Below are 14,865 nucleotides of genomic sequence, written 5' to 3' on the forward strand. Positions count from 1 at the left end.
CAAATAATTGAAAAAACAATTTCAGGACACTCTCAGGGACCTTGCGATGACAATCAAACGCTCAACTCTTAGGAAATTGGCCCTTTCGACCTTCTTGCTCACGCTGCCGCTGAATGCGGCCCTCGCACAGGATACGGCAGTGGCCGACCGGCTGAAGGCCGCGCTTGTCGCACAAGGTGTCGACATCACCTGGACCGGCGTGACCGGCGACAACACCAGCATGGTGCTGCAGGGCGTTGCCATCAAACCGGCGGCGGAGAAGGAAGCGCTTCCCATCGGCGACGTCAACCTCGAAGGTGTGACCGAGGCAAATGGCGGCTATGACATCGCCACCGTATCGACGGCTGCCTTCACACACAGCAAGGACGGCGTCACCCTCGACCTCAGCCCCTTCGTCATTCATGACATGACAGTTCCGGCCGACGGCGCCACCGGCCCGCTCGGCTCGCTGATGATGTACAAGTCAGCCGAACTCTCGAACATGACCGTCAAGGTCGCCGACAAGACCGCCTTCTCGATGGATGGACTTGCCATCGAGATCACGCCGCCGGCGGACGGCAAGGCGATGGAATTCACCGCCACCACGGAGAAATTCAACGCCGACCTGACGTTGGTGGACGATCCCAAGTCCAAGGAAGTCATCAACGCGCTCGGCTACCAGAACATCGCGGGCAATCTCGAAATGGCCGGCACCTGGCAGCCCACGGACGGCAAGATGGAACTGTCGAAATACGACATCTCGGTCGAGAATGCCGGCACGCTCGGCATGACCTTCAATCTCGGCGGCTACACGCTGGACTTTATCAAGTCGCTGCAGGAAATGCAGAAGAAGATGGCGGCACAGCCTGAAGGCGCCGACAATTCGGCGCAAGGCATGGCCATGCTCGGCCTGTTGCAGCAGCTTTCGTTCAACAGCGCCTCGATCCGCTTCGACGACGATTCGCTGACCAACAAGGTTCTGGACTATGTCGGCAAGCAGCAAGGCATGTCCGGCAAGGACATCGCCAACCAGGCCAAGGCGATCGTGCCGTTCGGCATGGCGCAGCTCAACAATCCGGAACTGACGGCGCAGGTTACGGCTGCGGTCAGCAAATTCCTCGATGATCCGAAGAGCCTCGAAATCTCGGCCGAGCCGCCAGCATCCGTGCCGTTCGCACTGATCATGGCGGGCGCCATGTCCAACCCGCTCGACCTACCGAAGACGCTCGGCGTCACCGTCAAGGGCAACGAAGACTGATCGAAGGTAGCTCCCTTCTCCCCGTCACTATACGGGGAGAAGGTGCCGGCAGGCGGATGAGGGGCAGCGCCGACGCCTGCAAATTGCAATTCGATGCCGAACCGATTGCCTGTCAGAAGGCGTTGGCTGCTATGGCTATTCGCCAATCGCCCGCATCCGCGCTGCCCCTCATTGTCCTGCCGGACATTTCTCCCCGTATAGAGACGGGGAGAAAGGGCAGTTGCAACGCCGCCGTCAGTCCTTCTTGGGCACGGCAACGCGCAGCGCCAGGTCGCGAAGCTGCTGCGGGCTCGCTTCCGACGGTGCGTTCATCAACAGATCGTAGGCCTGCTGGTTCATCGGGAACATGGTGATCTCACGCAGGTTCTTGGCGCCGAGCAGCAGCATGACGACGCGGTCGACACCGGCGGCCATGCCGCCATGCGGCGGCGCGCCATACTGGAAGGCGCGGTAGAGGCCGCCAAAGCGCTCCTCGACCGTGGCTCGGTCCAGCCCGACCGTCTCGAACGCCTTGACCATGGTTTCGGGCAGATGGTTGCGGATGCCGCCGCTCGCGATCTCGAAACCGTTGCAGACCATGTCGTACTGGAACGCCTTGATGCCGAGCAGATCCTCACCGTTCAGCGCGTCGATGCCGCCTTGCGGCATCGAGAATGGATTGTGGGCGAAGTCGATCTTCTTCTCTTCCTCGTTCCATTCGAAGAACGGGAAGTCGACGATCCAGCACAGTTCGAAGCAATCGCGGTTGATGAGGTTCAGCTCCTCACCAGCACGGGTGCGCGCCGCACCGGCAAAAGAGACGAACTTCTTGGGATCGCCGGCGACGAAGAAGGCCGCGTCGCCTTCAACTAGGCCGAACTGCAGGCGGATAGCCTCGGTGCGCTCCGCGCCGATGTTTTTGGCAAGCGGACCGCGGCCTATTATGCGATCGGACCATTTTCCGGTCGTTCGCGCATATCGCTCCTCATATTGTTCCTTGGTCTCGTTCTGTAGTCTTGGAAAATCATGCGGGATAACGAGGCCGTCGCCGAAACCTTCCTTGCCAAAAATTATATAGCCAAGTCCCGGCTGGCCCTCGCTGATGGCCCAAGCATTCATTCGATCACAGAGCGCCCTGCTCCCACCTTTGGGAGCGGGAATCGCCCAGACCTCGGCTTTCGGGTCGTTGGCGAGGATGCTGGCGAATATCTTGAAGCCGGAATCGCGAAAATGATCGGAGACGGCCTGCATCTCGATGGGGTTGCGCAGGTCCGGCTTGTCGGTACCGTATTTGCGCATGGCGACATCATAGGGGATACGCTGGAAATTCTGCGTCACCGGCTTGCCGTTGGCGAAGGTCTCGAAGACCCCGCGCATGACAGGTTCCATGGTCGAAAGCACGTCGTCCTGCTCGACGAAGCTCATTTCAAGGTCGAGCTGGTAGAACTCACCAGGGAGACGATCGGCGCGCGGGTCCTCGTCGCGGAAGCAGGGCGCGATCTGGAAGTAGCGGTCGAAGCCCGACACCATGATCAGCTGCTTGTACTGCTGCGGCGCCTGCGGCAGCGCGTAGAAGGTGCCGGGATGGATACGCGACGGCACCAGGAAGTCGCGCGCGCCCTCGGGCGACGACGCGGTGAGGATCGGCGTCGAGAATTCGGTGAAGCCGACCTCGCCCATGCGCTTGCGCATTTCCGCGATGATTTTTGTACGCGCAATGATGTTCTTGTGCAGCGTCTCGCGGCGCAGATCGAGGAAGCGGTATTTCAGCCTGATATCCTCGGGATAGTCAGGCTCGCCGAACACCGGCAGCGGCAATTCCTTGGCGGCCGACAGCACCTCGATCTCGCGGGCGAAGATCTCGATCTCGCCGGTCGGCAGATTGGCGTTGGTGGTCTCGGGCAAACGCGCCTTGACCTCGCCGTCGACCCGAATGACCCACTCGCCGCGCACGGTTTCGGCGACCTTGAAGGCAGGAGAATCCGGATCGGCGACGATCTGGGTCAGGCCATAATTGTCGCGCAGGTCGATGAAGAGCAGGCCGCCATGATCGCGCACGCGATGCACCCAGCCCGACAGGCGAACGGTCGAGCCGACGTCGCTCTTCCTCAACTGGGCACAGGTATGGCTGCGGTAACGGTGCATTGTCATTGGTAAAGTCCGGGGTGCTCTAGTTGCCGGCCAAGGCATCGCGGCCCGGCCCTGAAAATTTGCGCGAAAAGCGCATGGGAGGCCGGATTTGTCAAGGCAAGCGGACTTCCGTGTCCATGGTGTTCGCCGCCCGGTAGCCGGAGCGAGGCAGCGCGAGGATCAGCGCGGCGCTCAGCCTGTGAAGGAAACCGCCACAGGGCCACAACCGTCAGGCTTGCTCTTCAGCTTCATCGTTGCCTTCCAGTTTTTTCCGCAGCGCCGTCATGACCCTGTGCGTGGTGTTGATGTCCTCGACCAGCAGGCCATCCGCGAGGTTTTCGATCCAGGGCGCCTGCAAATGCATCGCGGCATCGAAAGTCTGTCTTCCCTTGTCAGTCAAAACGACAAGCTGTGCACGCTGATGATGCGGGTTGGCCTCGAAGGCGACGAGCCCTTCCCTATGCAGGTCGTTGACGATCCGTTGGACATTCTGGCGGCTGGCTCCCAGATCGCGCGCCAGCCACGCGACCGGCTGAGGGCGTTCGGCGGTCACGACAGCGCCGAGAACCTGCCAGCGGGCGCTCGTCAAACCGAGGTCGGCGACCAGCCTGTCACCCGATGTGAGCATTCGGCTGTTGAGCCTGAACAGGTCGAGAATGAGATCGGTCAAGGCATTGCCGGCAGGTGTTCGCTTGGCATCAGGCATATGACATCCTATATTGCTATTGACATTATGTTGTCAAATAGATATGTAATCAAGGTAACAGATTGGCACCATAACACCAATTAACGGAGCTTATCATGTCGCTCATGCGCCCACTGAACCCCGCTTTCCCGATCGACCGCCAGATCGCGATCGATGCTACCTCCGTCGTGCTGGTCAACGTCTTCACGCTCGACAAGGCCGACGAGCAGACCTTCCTCCATGCATGGCAGGATGATGCGGTCTTCATGAAGCAGCAGCCCGGCTTCATCTCGACCCAGCTTCACCGCGCAATCGGCGAAAGTCCGGCCTATTTCAATTATGCCATATGGGAAACGATGGCTGACTTCCGGGCCGCGTTCTCGCATCCCGAGTTCAGGGCGAAGCTCTCGGCCTATCCGTCCTCGGCCGTCGCCTCTCCGCATCTGTTCCAAAAGGTGGCGGTGCCGGGCATCTGCCTGGCGTAGACGGGTTGCAAGAACGGTGGGAAAGCCATGATCAAGGTCATTCATCCAGTCGCCGGTACGGTCGCGATGCTGACGATCGCAAGCCTCTGGCTGTCGACGGTCCTCAGTGAGATGTTTGCCTCCCAGGTGGCGATAGCCGCCGTCAAGATGGCCGTACCGTGGAGCTTCCTATTGCTCGTTCCAGCGCTGGCGGCGGCGGGAGGTTCGGGCTTTGCGGCGGCCAAGGGCCGGCAGGCCGGGCTGATCGGCGCGAAGATCAAGCGCATGCCATGGATAGCCGCCAATGGTCTCCTTGTTCTCATCCCCTCCGCACTCTTCCTCGCATCCAAGGCGAGAGCCAGCGAGTTCGACACCAGCTTCTACGCCGTGCAGGCGCTCGAATTGGCCGCCGGCGCGACGAACATCACGCTACTCGGCCTCAACATGCGCGACGGGTTCAAAATGAAAGGCCGGCTCCGCCGTCGGCCCGCTCGGCCCGTCAAAGCATCACCTCTATGAGCCAAGCGCCGACAGCCGGAGGCGATGGGAAAGGTGATCGACGACCAGTAAAGCGTTGGCGGAAGAGGTCTCCGCCCGGTGAAGACGAATCTCCGCCCCGGGCAGCGGCGGCACATGGCGGCCTGGATGGACGCCGCGCAGGCCAGGCGCAAGCATGCTGCCTTTGACCACCGTGACCGCCAGGCCCTGTTCAACAATTGCCTCCGTGGCTGAGAGGCTCGGGCTGACATAGGCCAATCGCCATGGCCGGCCTGCCTTGTTGAGCGCCTCAATTGCCCAGGAACGAAACAGGCAATCGGGGCTCGACAGAGCGACGGGCAGCGGATCGAGTTCCTCGACGGCTCGCGTCGCCGCCGCTGCCCAAATCGCCCTTTCGCGGCATATCAAATCTCCCTCGGTCGTACCTTCCGGGTGCATGGCGATGACGGCGTCGAACGAGGACCCAAGCCGTTTCAGGAGCCGGGCGGTAAGACCAATCTCCATTTCGACCTGCACCAACGGAAATCGCTCGGCGATGCCAGAAAGGAGGCGCGGCAGGATCTTGGTGCCATAATCTTCCATGACCCCGATGCGAACCTGTCCGGCCACCTGCTGACCGGAAACACGCGCAATCGCCTGCTCATTGAGAGCAAGTATGCGGCGGGCATCGATCAGAAAGCCCTCCCCGGCGGCGGTGAGTTCAACGCGGGCTGTCGAGCGCCGGAACAAGATGGTCTCGATGCGCTCCTCAAGACGTTTCACCTGCAAGCTGATGGCCGCCTGCGTTCTATTGAGCTGCTCGGCGGCTCGCGTGAACGAGAGGCGCTCGGCAACGACGACAAAGGCCCGCAGAAGGTCCGGATCGAGATTCGGGATGCTCATAGGGGAATGTTATCAAACTCATTGAGCTTATTCGATTCCTTATGGCCCGCCTTCCCGATATCCCGGTTCCGAGCCAGCAAGGTCGGGAACCATGGAAGTCACAGGAGTGCTCGCCGCGATTCTCTCCAGCGCTTTTGGGGGCACCGCCGTTGGCGCAACGCGATATCTCGCGGGCGCGCTCGATCCTCTGGCTATCGGTGCCGTCCGGTTCGGCGGCGGCTTTCTGGTTTTGGCCGCCGTCGCTCTCTGGCGGCGAGACAGGTGGCCGCCGAAGAGCGACTGGCTCGGCACTGGCGCATTGGGTCTTCTGTTCTTCGGGCTGTTTCCGGTGCTCTTCAATGGAGCCCTTGTCTACACGACGGCCGCGCGAGGTGCGCTTGCGCTTTCGACACTGCCTCTGCTCACCATGCTTGCCGCGGCAGTTCTGAAGATCGAGCCGCCGACCATCCGCAAGATCGTCGGTGTCCTGATCGCAATGGCAGGAGTGGCCGTAGCGCTCGGCACGAGCCTGACGACTGCTCCCCCAGATGCCTGGCGCGGAGATCTTCTCATGGTCGCGGCCGCTTTCTGCATGGCGCTCTACAACGTCTGGTCGAGACCATTTCTATCCCGCACCGCGCCAATCCCGTTCGTGGCGTTTGGCATGGGCGTGGGCGCGGTCTGCCTATCGGTCCTGGTGGTTTCGAGCGGAGGCTTCGCGCGACTTGCCACTCTCAGCGCACCTCAGTGGATCGCGAGCGCTTATCTGGCCATAATTTGCGGCGCCTTCATTTTCTTCCTTTGGGCATTCGCGCTCGAGCGCGCGCCGCCGACACTGGTTGCCGTCTCCGTTGCGGTGAATCCGGTGACGGCATCGATCTTCGGTGTTGTCTTCTTGGGCGAACAAGTGAGCGCGAACCTGATTGTCGGGCTGATGGCAGTCCTCGCAGGAATAGGCGTCGCAACGGGAGCAGCCGAGCGGCTTGGCCTGTGGCCCGACGATCGGCAGTCACGTCGAAGGCAGCCCTGAGCGCTGACCAAGCAAAACGGGGGAAACGAATCCAGGCGAATACAGCGATCATCCCTGTTGGCGCAGGGAATTGCTGCTGGCGTTGGCCAGGGCGATGGTCCAAGAAGGGATCACCGACACGTGATCGCCTCTTCATGTCCTCCATCCGCCCGATGATCCCGCTTCTTCTCGCCGCCGGCATCTTGCTCGGCGGCAATGGGCTGCAGAGCACGCTGATCGCGCTGCGCGGCGCGCAGGAAGGGTTTTCGGCTTCCGACATCGGCCTGATGGGCACCTTCTACTTCGCCGGCTTCCTGCTCGGCTGCCTGGCCATCACCCGCATCATGAAGGCGGTCGGCCATATCAGGGCATTTTCGGCGCTGGCGGCAATCGCCTCGGTCGGCACCTTGCTCCTGGTGCTGGTCATCGATCCGGTGATGTGGTGCGCGGTGCGCCTTGCTGGCGGCTTCTGCTTCGCCGGGCTGTTCACCATCGTCGAAAGCTGGCTGAATTCCGGCGTCGGCAATCACGACCGGGCACGCGTGCTGGCGATCTACCGGATGGTCGACATCGGTTCGGTGACATCAGCCCAGTTCCTGATCCCGGTCTTCGGCGCCGGCGGTTTCGCCATCTTCGCCATCATGTCGATGATGATCACCTTGTCGCTGGTGCCGGTGTCGCTCGGCGACCGCTCCAACCCGGCACCACCCGAAGAGGTCAAGCTCGACCTGGCGCGCGTCTGGCGGATTTCGCCGCTGGGCTGCTTCGGCTGCATCGCCGTCGGCGTCACCAACAGCGCCTTTCGCACCCTGTCGCCGGTCTATGCCGAGCAGATCGGCATGTCGGTCGCCGATGTCGTCACCTTCGTCAGCGTCGGCATCTTTGGCGGCGCCATCATCCAGTATCCGCTTGGCTACCTCTCCGACCGCTGGGATCGGCGCCGCGTGCTCTTGATCACGACCTGCTGCGCGATGCTTTCGGCGCTGGCGCTGGTGTTCATCGCCGGCAGCAATCCGGCGCTCAACTTCATCCTCATCTTCATCTTCGGCTGTTTCGCCATGCCGCTCTATTCGCTGTCGGCGGCGCATTCGAACGATCGCGCCGACACGGGCGAGTTCGTGCTGATCAATGCGGCGCTGATGCTGTTCTATTCCTTCGGCGCCATTGGCGGCCCGTTCGCCGCCTCGACGGCGATGCAATATTTCGGACCGGGCGCCCTGTTTGTATTCAGCGCGGTGGTCTATGCGATCTTCATCGCCGTCATCCTTTACCGCATGCAGGCCCGGTCCGGTGTGCCGGCAGGCAGGCGCGGCCGCTTCACCGCGCTTCTGCGCACTTCGACGGTTTTCGCGCGGCTGGCCAGGAGAACCGACGATTCCGATGGTCCGGGAACCTGATGATGGCGGTGCCAAAGCTTGACGAAAGCCCCGGCGGCTGAAATCTAGGAAGACCTTACTCCTGTCAAAAGCGATTTGATGCACGTCATCACCACCCAGAAAGAACTCGAGACCGTTCTCGCCGCTTTCGAAAAGTCGGATTTCGTCACCGTCGACACCGAATTCATACGAGAAACGACGTTTTGGCCGATCCTGTGCCTCATACAGATGGCCGCACCCGGCGTGACGGCGTTGATCGATCCGCTGGCTCCCGATATCGACCTGAAGCCGTTCTTCAGGCTGATGGCCAACGAGGCGGTGGTCAAAGTCTTCCACGCCGCGCGGCAGGATATCGAAATCATCGTCCACCTCGGCGATCTGGTTCCGCATCCGGTGTTCGACACGCAAGTGGCGGCGATGGTCTGCGGCTTCGGCGACAGTGTTTCCTACGATCAGCTCGTGCAGCGCATCACCGGTGCGCGGCTCGACAAGTCATCGCGTTTCACCGACTGGCGCCATCGGCCGCTTTCCGACAAGCAGCTCGACTACGCGCTGGCCGACGTCACGCATCTCATCGAGGTCTATCAGCACCTCAGCGCCGAATTGGAGCGGGAAAACCGCGCCCATTGGCTCAACGAGGAGATGGGGGTGCTGACCTCACGCGAAACCTATGATCCGCATCCCGAGGATGCCTGGAAGCGGCTGAAGATGCGGCTGCGCAAACCGCAGGAACTGGCGATCGTGCAGGGCGTTGCGGCGTGGCGCGAGCGCGAGGCGCGCGAACGCGACGTGCCGCGCGGCCGCGTACTCAAGGACGACGCGATCTACGAGGTGGCGCAGCAGGCGCCGCGCGACGCGGCAGCCCTTGGCAAGCTGCGCACGACGCCGAAGGGCTGGGAGCGCTCCTCGACGGCAACGGCGCTGCTTGGCGCGGTCAACACCGCGCTTGCTTTGCCCAAGGAAGAGATGCCGAAACTGCCGAAGAGTTTCCAGCCGCCCGAGGGCTCGAGCGCCGCGGCGGAACTGTTGAAGGTGCTGCTGCGGATCGTCGCCGAAAAGGAAGGCGTCGCCTCCAAGGTGCTGGCCTCCAGCGACGACATCGACCGTATCGCCGCCGAGGGCGAGGAAGCCGACGTACCAGCGCTGCAGGGCTGGCGGCGCGCGGTGTTCGGCGAGGCCGCGCTCAAGCTGGTACGCGGCGAGATCGGCATCAAATTCGACAAGCGCAAGATCGCCGTGTTTGATCTTTAGGTGTCCTTCGCGGACTTCCCTTCTCCCGCAAGGGGAGAAGGAAAAGGTGCTCTGCTCAGACCACGGCGAGCAGGTGTAGCGCGAACCAGATCCATCCCAGCAGGAGAATCACCGCGCTGACGAAGAATGACCGGCTGCGCAGCAGCAGATTGTTGCTGGTCAGGTGAACCCAGGCATGGAAATAGCGCGACGCGACGAAAATCCACATCAGCGCCAGGGTCAGATAGTTGACGCCGTTGGTCAGGTGCAGCGTCAGGCACAGCACATAGAACAGCACCGGCAGTTCGAACTGGTTGGTGAGATTGGCGGCAACGGTGAGGCTGGAGGCCGGCTCGGTCGAACGCACCTTGAACTGACCGGGCTTCGCCTCGCCTGACCTGATTGCGCCGTATCTGCGGCGGCCCAGGACGCCGTAGACGATGTAGATCAGCAGCACATGCGCCAGAACAGGCCAGAAAATCGCGGTCTGGTTCATGAAGTGTCCCCTGCCCGGTCGGGCCTTTGCGGCATCAAGCCTGGCGTTTCTGGCCTGCCAGCAAGAAGGCAGCAATGACGATCACCGGGATGGCGAAAAGCGCGAATTTGGTGACGGTAAGCGCCGAAGCCAAAGACAGCGAGTCCGGGTTCGCCGACAGGAAATCGGACAGAAGCCGCGCTACCGCGATGTTCTGGGCGTAGTCGGCAAGCGTGTAGGGAAGCACCAGGACCAACGCGAAAATCGACTGCAGCTGCGCCGGCAGCACGCGGAAAGCCTTCAATCGCCGGCCGGTGGCCAGGATGAGGCTGACCAGCGTGACCGACAGCAGCGCCGGGAACAACAGATCGAAGGTCAGATAGTGCCAGACGAGAATGATCTCGCCGCCGCGCCGGCCGAGCGCTGTCAGCCAGGCCATGCCTTCGTCCGGCGTAAACCCTAAAATGCGCATGTCGAGCGACGGCAAGCCGCCGCTCAACTGGCGGAAATAGAAGAATTCCAGTGCCGTCATGGCGATGAAAACCACCGCCGACAGGAAACAGAGTGCGCCCGCGTGGCGCGACAGCCGCAGGATCGTCGCTGTCAGGTTCCGCCCGAGCCCATACTGGTCAGGCTCCGCCGGGATAGTTCGGGCTTTCGCGGGTAATCGTGACGTCATGGGCGTGGCTTTCACGAAGTCCGGCATTGGATATGCGCACAAAAGTGGCGCGCTCGCGGAAATCGGCAAGATCACGGCCACCAACATAACCCATAGCGGCTTTCAGCCCGCCTGCAAGCTGGTGCAGCACGCCGGACACAGGTCCTTTGTAGGGAACCTGCCCTTCGATGCCTTCCGGGACCAGTTTCAGCGTGTCGCGCACCTCGGCCTGGAAGTAGCGATCGGCGGAGCCGCGGGCCATGGCGCCGACCGAGCCCATGCCGCGATAGGCCTTGAAGGAGCGGCCCTGGTGCAGATAGACCTCGCCCGGGCTTTCGTCGGTTCCGGCCAGTAGCGAGCCGATCATGGCCGCACTGGCGCCGGCGGCGAGCGCCTTGGCGAGATCGCCGGAATATTTGATGCCGCCATCGGCGATCACCGAGACGCCGGATTTGTGCGCCGTCTCGACCGCCGACATGATGGCCGAGAGCTGCGGCACGCCAACGCCGGCAACGATGCGGGTGGTGCAGATGGAACCCGGGCCGATGCCGACCTTGACGGCGTCGGCGCCGGCGTCGATCAGCGCCTGCGTGCCCGCGGCGGTGGCGACGTTGCCAGCCAGGATGCGGACCGAGTTGGATAGTTTTTTCGCCCGCGTGACGGCGTCGAGCACGCGTTGTGAGTGGCCATGCGCGGTGTCGATAACCAGAAGGTCGACACCGGCATCGATGAGACGTTCAGCGCGCTCATAGCCATCATCGCCGACGCTGGTGGCCGCGGCGGCGCGCAAGCGGCCCTGGGCGTCCTTGGTGGCGTGCGGGTTGAGCTGCGACTTCTCGATGTCCTTGACCGTGATCAGCCCGACGCAATTGCCCTGCCTGTCGACGACCACCAGCTTTTCGATCCTGTGCTGGTGCAGGAGGCGCTTGGCCTCGTCCTGGTCGACGTTCTCCTTGACCGTGATCAGGTTGTCACGGGTCATCAATTCATGGACCTTCTGCGCCGGATCGGACGCAAAGCGCACGTCGCGATTGGTCAGGATGCCGATCAGCCGGCCGATCTTGTGGCCGCCGCTGCCGCCGTTCTCGACCACCGGAATGCCCGAGATCGAATAGCTGCGCATCAGGCCCAGCGCGTCGGCGAGCGTCGCGTCGGGGCCGATGGTGACGGGATTGACCACCATGCCGGATTCGAATTTCTTGACCTGCCGCACTTGCTCGGCCTGTTCGGCCGGCGAGAAATTGCGGTGGATGACGCCAATGCCGCCGGCCTGGGCCATGGCGATGGCAAGCCGCGCCTCGGTGACGGTGTCCATCGCCGCCGACAGGATCGGTACGTTGAGGTCGATGTCGCCGGCGATGCGGGTGCGGACATCGGTCTCGCCGGGCATGACCTCGGAATGACCCGGCTGCAGCAGCACGTCGTCAAAGGTCAGCGCCAATGCGCCGGTGGACGTTTCGATGATTTTTGCCATGGCCAGTCCCTTGAATATAAAAAGCGGTGGGGGAATACAAAAAAGCGCTGGACCGGAATGGACAGCGCCGACTCGTTTCTTCCCTTTCAGGATTGGCGCTGGCTGGTACCACGTCCCGGCGCCGATGAAAAGCCGATGATTTCACGCTCCCGGAAAGGTGACTTTTCGGCGAAGGGATGCCACCCGTGGTTGCCGGTCGCACAAAAGTGACAGCAAATTAATGCGACATCCCGGCGAAGGCATGGTAACCGCCCGCCTCAAGGCCGACTGCAACCGGCAACGCAACATTCAAGTCTGGACGCGTTCCTTGAACCGCACCATCCCGCTTATACTGGCGGTCGCCCTTTTCATGGAAAACATGGATTCGACGGTCATCGCGACATCGCTGCCGGCGATCGCCGTCGACATCCACACCAGCCCGATCGCGCTCAAGCTGGCGCTGACTGCCTATCTGGTCTCGCTGGCGATCTTCATTCCGATCAGCGGCTGGATGGCAGACCGTTTCGGCGCCAAGAATATCTTTCGCGCCGCGATCGCGGTCTTCATCGTCGGCTCGATCGCTTGCGCGCTCTCCGGTTCGCTGCCGGCTTTCGTGGTGTCGCGCTTCCTGCAAGGCATCGGCGGCGCCATGATGACGCCCGTCGGGCGGCTGGTGCTGGTGCGCGCGACACCGAAAAGCGAACTCGTCGCGGCGATGTCCTGGCTGACCGTTCCGGCGTTGGTCGGGCCGTTGGTCGGGCCCCCAGTCGGCGGCTTCATCACCACCTACTTCACCTGGCATTGGATCTTCCTGATCAATGTGCCGATCGGCGTGGTCGGCATCTGGTTGGCGACGCGTTTCCTGCCGGAGACCGAACCCGCGCAGACCCCGCCACTTGATTTCATCGGCTTCGTGCTGAGCGGGCTGGCGGCATCCGGCGTGGTGTTCGGCCTGTCGGTGGTCAGCTTGCCATATTTGCCGCCAATCGTCGGTGTCACCACCGTAGCGGTCGGTCTCGTATCGGGCGCGCTCTATCTGCTGCACGCGCGGCGCGCCAAAAACCCGCTGCTGGCGCTCGAACTGTTCCGCAACCAGGTGTTCCGCTCTTCGGTGCTTGGCGGCTCGCTGTTTCGCATCGGCATCGGCGCCGTGCCCTTCTTGCTGCCGCTGATGTTCCAGATCGGCTTTGGGCTGACGCCGTTCCAGTCCGGCATGATCACCTTCGTCTCGGCGATCGGCGCCATCGGCATGAAATTCGTCACCGCACTGATCTTCCGCGTCGCTGGCTTCCGCCGCGTGCTGGTTGTCGGTTCGCTGGTCGCCGCGGCCTCAATCGCCATCTACGGCCTGTTCACACCCGATACACCCTATCTGCTGATGCTAGCCATGCTGCTCGTCGGCGGCTTCATCCGCTCGATGTTCTTCACCGGCGTCAATGCGCTCGCCTATGCCGAGGTTTCGGCTGAAGACACCAGCAAGGCGACGCCGATTACAGCGGTGTTCCAGCAGTTGTCGGTCGCGCTCGGCGTGGCGCTGGCCGGCGGAATCCTGGAAGTATCGACGTCAATCCATGGCGGCCCGCTGTCGCTGGACGATTTCCACACCGCCTTCTTCATCGTTGCAGCGGTCTCTGCGGTGGCATCGCTATCCTTCATCCGGCTGGCGCCCGATGCCGGCAACGCCGTCTCCGGCCACGGCCGGCTGACCACACCCAAGACGCTGGAAACGGTGAGCCCACCTAGCAACTGATGGCAGCCTACGCTTCGGGCTCGCCTTCTGGACGACCCGATTCGCCTGACGGCGGACCGGCGGTGCCCTGTCAGTCGTCGGCGTCCCCCGGCCCTTCGCTATGGCTCCGGGCGCTCGAGGCCTTCGGAACGTCCACTGGACGTTCCGATCCGCCTGACGGCGGACCGGCCTCTCGCCCTTTAAAATCTTTGGCCAGCAAATAGAGCTCGACCGATTCATCCCGCGACGCCGGCGGCTTGACGTGATGGACGGAGCGGAAGTTCTTCTTGAGCATGGAGAGCAGCTCGTTTTCGGCGCCGCCCTGGAAGGTCTTGGCAAGGAAATGCCCGCCCGGCTTCAGCACCGACAGCGCGAAATCGGCGGCCACCTCGCACAGATGCATGGTGCGGATATGGTCGGTCCGCTTGTGGCCGGTGGTCGGTGCTGCCATGTCAGACAACACGATATCGGGATCCCCCCCCAGCGCCTCGGCCAGCATTTGCGGTGCTGCCGGATCGAGGAAATCCATCAGCAGCACCGGCGCGCCGGGCACGGCGTCCATTTCGAGATAGTCGATGCCGATGACATGCGGTTTGTCGGCCGTCGATTTCGTCCGCGCGGCGGCGACCTGGCACCAGCCGCCGGGGGCGGCGCCGAGATCGATCACCTTCATGCCGGGTTTCAGGAGATGATGCTTGTCGTCGATCTCGATCAGCTTATAGGCCGCGCGCGAGCGATAGCCGTCAGCCTTGGAGCGCTGGACATAGGGATCGTTGATGTGGCGCTGCAGCCAGCGGCGCGACGATTCCTTCAGCCCGCTCTTCTTCTTGATCCGCGTCTTCAGCACGCGAATGCTGGCGGATCCTGGTTTTTCCGGTTTCTTGGTCATTGCCTGATTTCTGGTCCGGGTTTTCTCGCTCGTCGAGTTGTGCTCGTTTTTCGACGTCTGCGCGTTTCGTGAACGGCTTCCCCCACTCCGTCTCGGCTTCGCCGAGCCACCTTGTATCTACACGAGAGAGATTTCGTGGGATTAGAGCGATTGAGCCAAGGTCCGGGCGGCCGCCCGGACCTTGGCTTGGCG

At 62.4% G+C, this 14,865-nt stretch carries 14 protein-coding genes; 7 read left to right on the top strand and 7 right to left on the bottom strand.

All coding sequences use genetic code 11. The features are described from left to right. Window positions 1-46: 46 nt before the first annotated feature. Window positions 47-1,237, top strand: a complete 1,191-nt coding sequence (locus NKJ67_RS28545; RefSeq protein ID WP_352584515.1) for an aq_1923 C-terminal domain — start codon at window positions 47-49, stop codon at window positions 1,235-1,237. Between the two features lie 234 nt (window positions 1,238-1,471). Here the strand turns inward: NKJ67_RS28545 and aspS are convergent, their stop codons facing one another. Next, window positions 1,472-3,361: an aspartate--tRNA ligase gene (gene aspS, locus NKJ67_RS28550; RefSeq protein ID WP_352584540.1), complete on the bottom strand. Its 1,890-nt coding sequence runs from the start codon at window positions 3,359-3,361 to the stop codon at window positions 1,472-1,474. A gap of 214 nt (window positions 3,362-3,575) precedes the next feature. Beyond that, window positions 3,576-4,052 (bottom strand): MarR family winged helix-turn-helix transcriptional regulator, encoded by a 477-nt coding sequence (locus tag NKJ67_RS28555; RefSeq protein WP_127271416.1) that lies wholly within the window; start codon window positions 4,050-4,052, stop codon window positions 3,576-3,578. A 95-nt stretch (window positions 4,053-4,147) separates the two neighbouring features. Between NKJ67_RS28555 and NKJ67_RS28560 the strand changes: the two genes are divergently transcribed. Together NKJ67_RS28560 and NKJ67_RS28565 are read left to right on the top strand one after the other, a co-directional pair. After that, on the top strand, window positions 4,148-4,516 hold the full coding sequence (locus tag NKJ67_RS28560) for an antibiotic biosynthesis monooxygenase family protein (protein ID WP_127271415.1): 369 nt from the start codon (window positions 4,148-4,150) through the stop codon (window positions 4,514-4,516). A 27-nt stretch (window positions 4,517-4,543) separates the two neighbouring features. Beyond that, window positions 4,544-5,014 carry a hypothetical protein gene (locus NKJ67_RS28565; RefSeq protein WP_352584518.1) on the top strand — a complete coding sequence of 157 codons (471 nt, stop codon included), beginning with the start codon at window positions 4,544-4,546 and terminating at the stop codon, window positions 5,012-5,014. Here NKJ67_RS28565 and NKJ67_RS28570 read toward each other — a convergent pair. Then, the gene (locus NKJ67_RS28570; RefSeq protein WP_352584520.1) at window positions 5,009-5,875 is read right to left on the bottom strand and encodes a LysR substrate-binding domain-containing protein; all 867 of its coding nucleotides are present in this window, start codon (window positions 5,873-5,875) and stop codon (window positions 5,009-5,011) included. The two genes, NKJ67_RS28565 and NKJ67_RS28570, sit on opposite strands and share 6 nt — an antisense overlap. 91 nt (window positions 5,876-5,966) lie before the next feature. On the opposite strand from NKJ67_RS28570, the gene NKJ67_RS28575 reads away from it, so the two are divergent. The 3 genes from NKJ67_RS28575 to rnd all read left to right on the top strand — a co-directional run bounded on the left by NKJ67_RS28575 (window position 5,967) and on the right by rnd (window position 9,490). Beyond that, complete coding sequence (locus NKJ67_RS28575) at window positions 5,967-6,884, top strand: DMT family transporter (RefSeq protein ID WP_352584522.1); 918 nt, start codon at window positions 5,967-5,969, stop codon at window positions 6,882-6,884. Between the two features lie 134 nt (window positions 6,885-7,018). After that, complete coding sequence (locus tag NKJ67_RS28580; protein WP_352584524.1) at window positions 7,019-8,260, top strand: MFS transporter; 1,242 nt, start codon at window positions 7,019-7,021, stop codon at window positions 8,258-8,260. Between the two features lie 78 nt (window positions 8,261-8,338). Then, complete coding sequence (gene rnd, locus NKJ67_RS28585) at window positions 8,339-9,490, top strand: ribonuclease D (RefSeq protein ID WP_352584526.1); 1,152 nt, start codon at window positions 8,339-8,341, stop codon at window positions 9,488-9,490. 55 nt (window positions 9,491-9,545) lie between these two features. Here rnd and NKJ67_RS28590 read toward each other — a convergent pair whose 3' ends face one another. Genes NKJ67_RS28590 through guaB form a run of 3 tightly spaced genes read right to left on the bottom strand, consistent with a single transcriptional unit; the run spans window position 9,546 to window position 12,076 of the window. Next, on the bottom strand, window positions 9,546-9,965 hold the full coding sequence (locus tag NKJ67_RS28590; protein WP_352584528.1) for an MAPEG family protein: 420 nt from the start codon (window positions 9,963-9,965) through the stop codon (window positions 9,546-9,548). 34 nt (window positions 9,966-9,999) lie between these two features. Continuing rightward, window positions 10,000-10,623: a hypothetical protein gene (locus NKJ67_RS28595; protein WP_352584530.1), complete on the bottom strand. Its 624-nt coding sequence runs from the start codon at window positions 10,621-10,623 to the stop codon at window positions 10,000-10,002. Further along, complete coding sequence (guaB, locus tag NKJ67_RS28600; protein ID WP_352584532.1) at window positions 10,574-12,076, bottom strand: IMP dehydrogenase; 1,503 nt, start codon at window positions 12,074-12,076, stop codon at window positions 10,574-10,576. The genes NKJ67_RS28595 and guaB overlap by 50 nt, the downstream gene beginning before the upstream one ends. Before the next feature lie 307 nt (window positions 12,077-12,383). Here guaB and NKJ67_RS28605 point away from each other — a divergent pair, with 307 nt between their 5' ends. Next, window positions 12,384-13,805 carry an MFS transporter gene (locus NKJ67_RS28605; protein WP_352584542.1) on the top strand — a complete coding sequence of 474 codons (1,422 nt, stop codon included), beginning with the start codon at window positions 12,384-12,386 and terminating at the stop codon, window positions 13,803-13,805. Window positions 13,806-13,875: 70 nt separating this feature from the next. On the opposite strand, the gene NKJ67_RS28610 is transcribed toward NKJ67_RS28605, so the two are convergent. Continuing rightward, window positions 13,876-14,673, bottom strand: a complete 798-nt coding sequence (locus tag NKJ67_RS28610; RefSeq protein ID WP_352584534.1) for an RlmE family RNA methyltransferase — start codon at window positions 14,671-14,673, stop codon at window positions 13,876-13,878. Between the last annotated feature and the right edge of the window lie 192 nt (window positions 14,674-14,865).

Source organism: Mesorhizobium sp. M0088 (genome assembly GCF_040322895.1).
Lineage (GTDB): Bacteria > Pseudomonadota > Alphaproteobacteria > Rhizobiales > Rhizobiaceae > Mesorhizobium.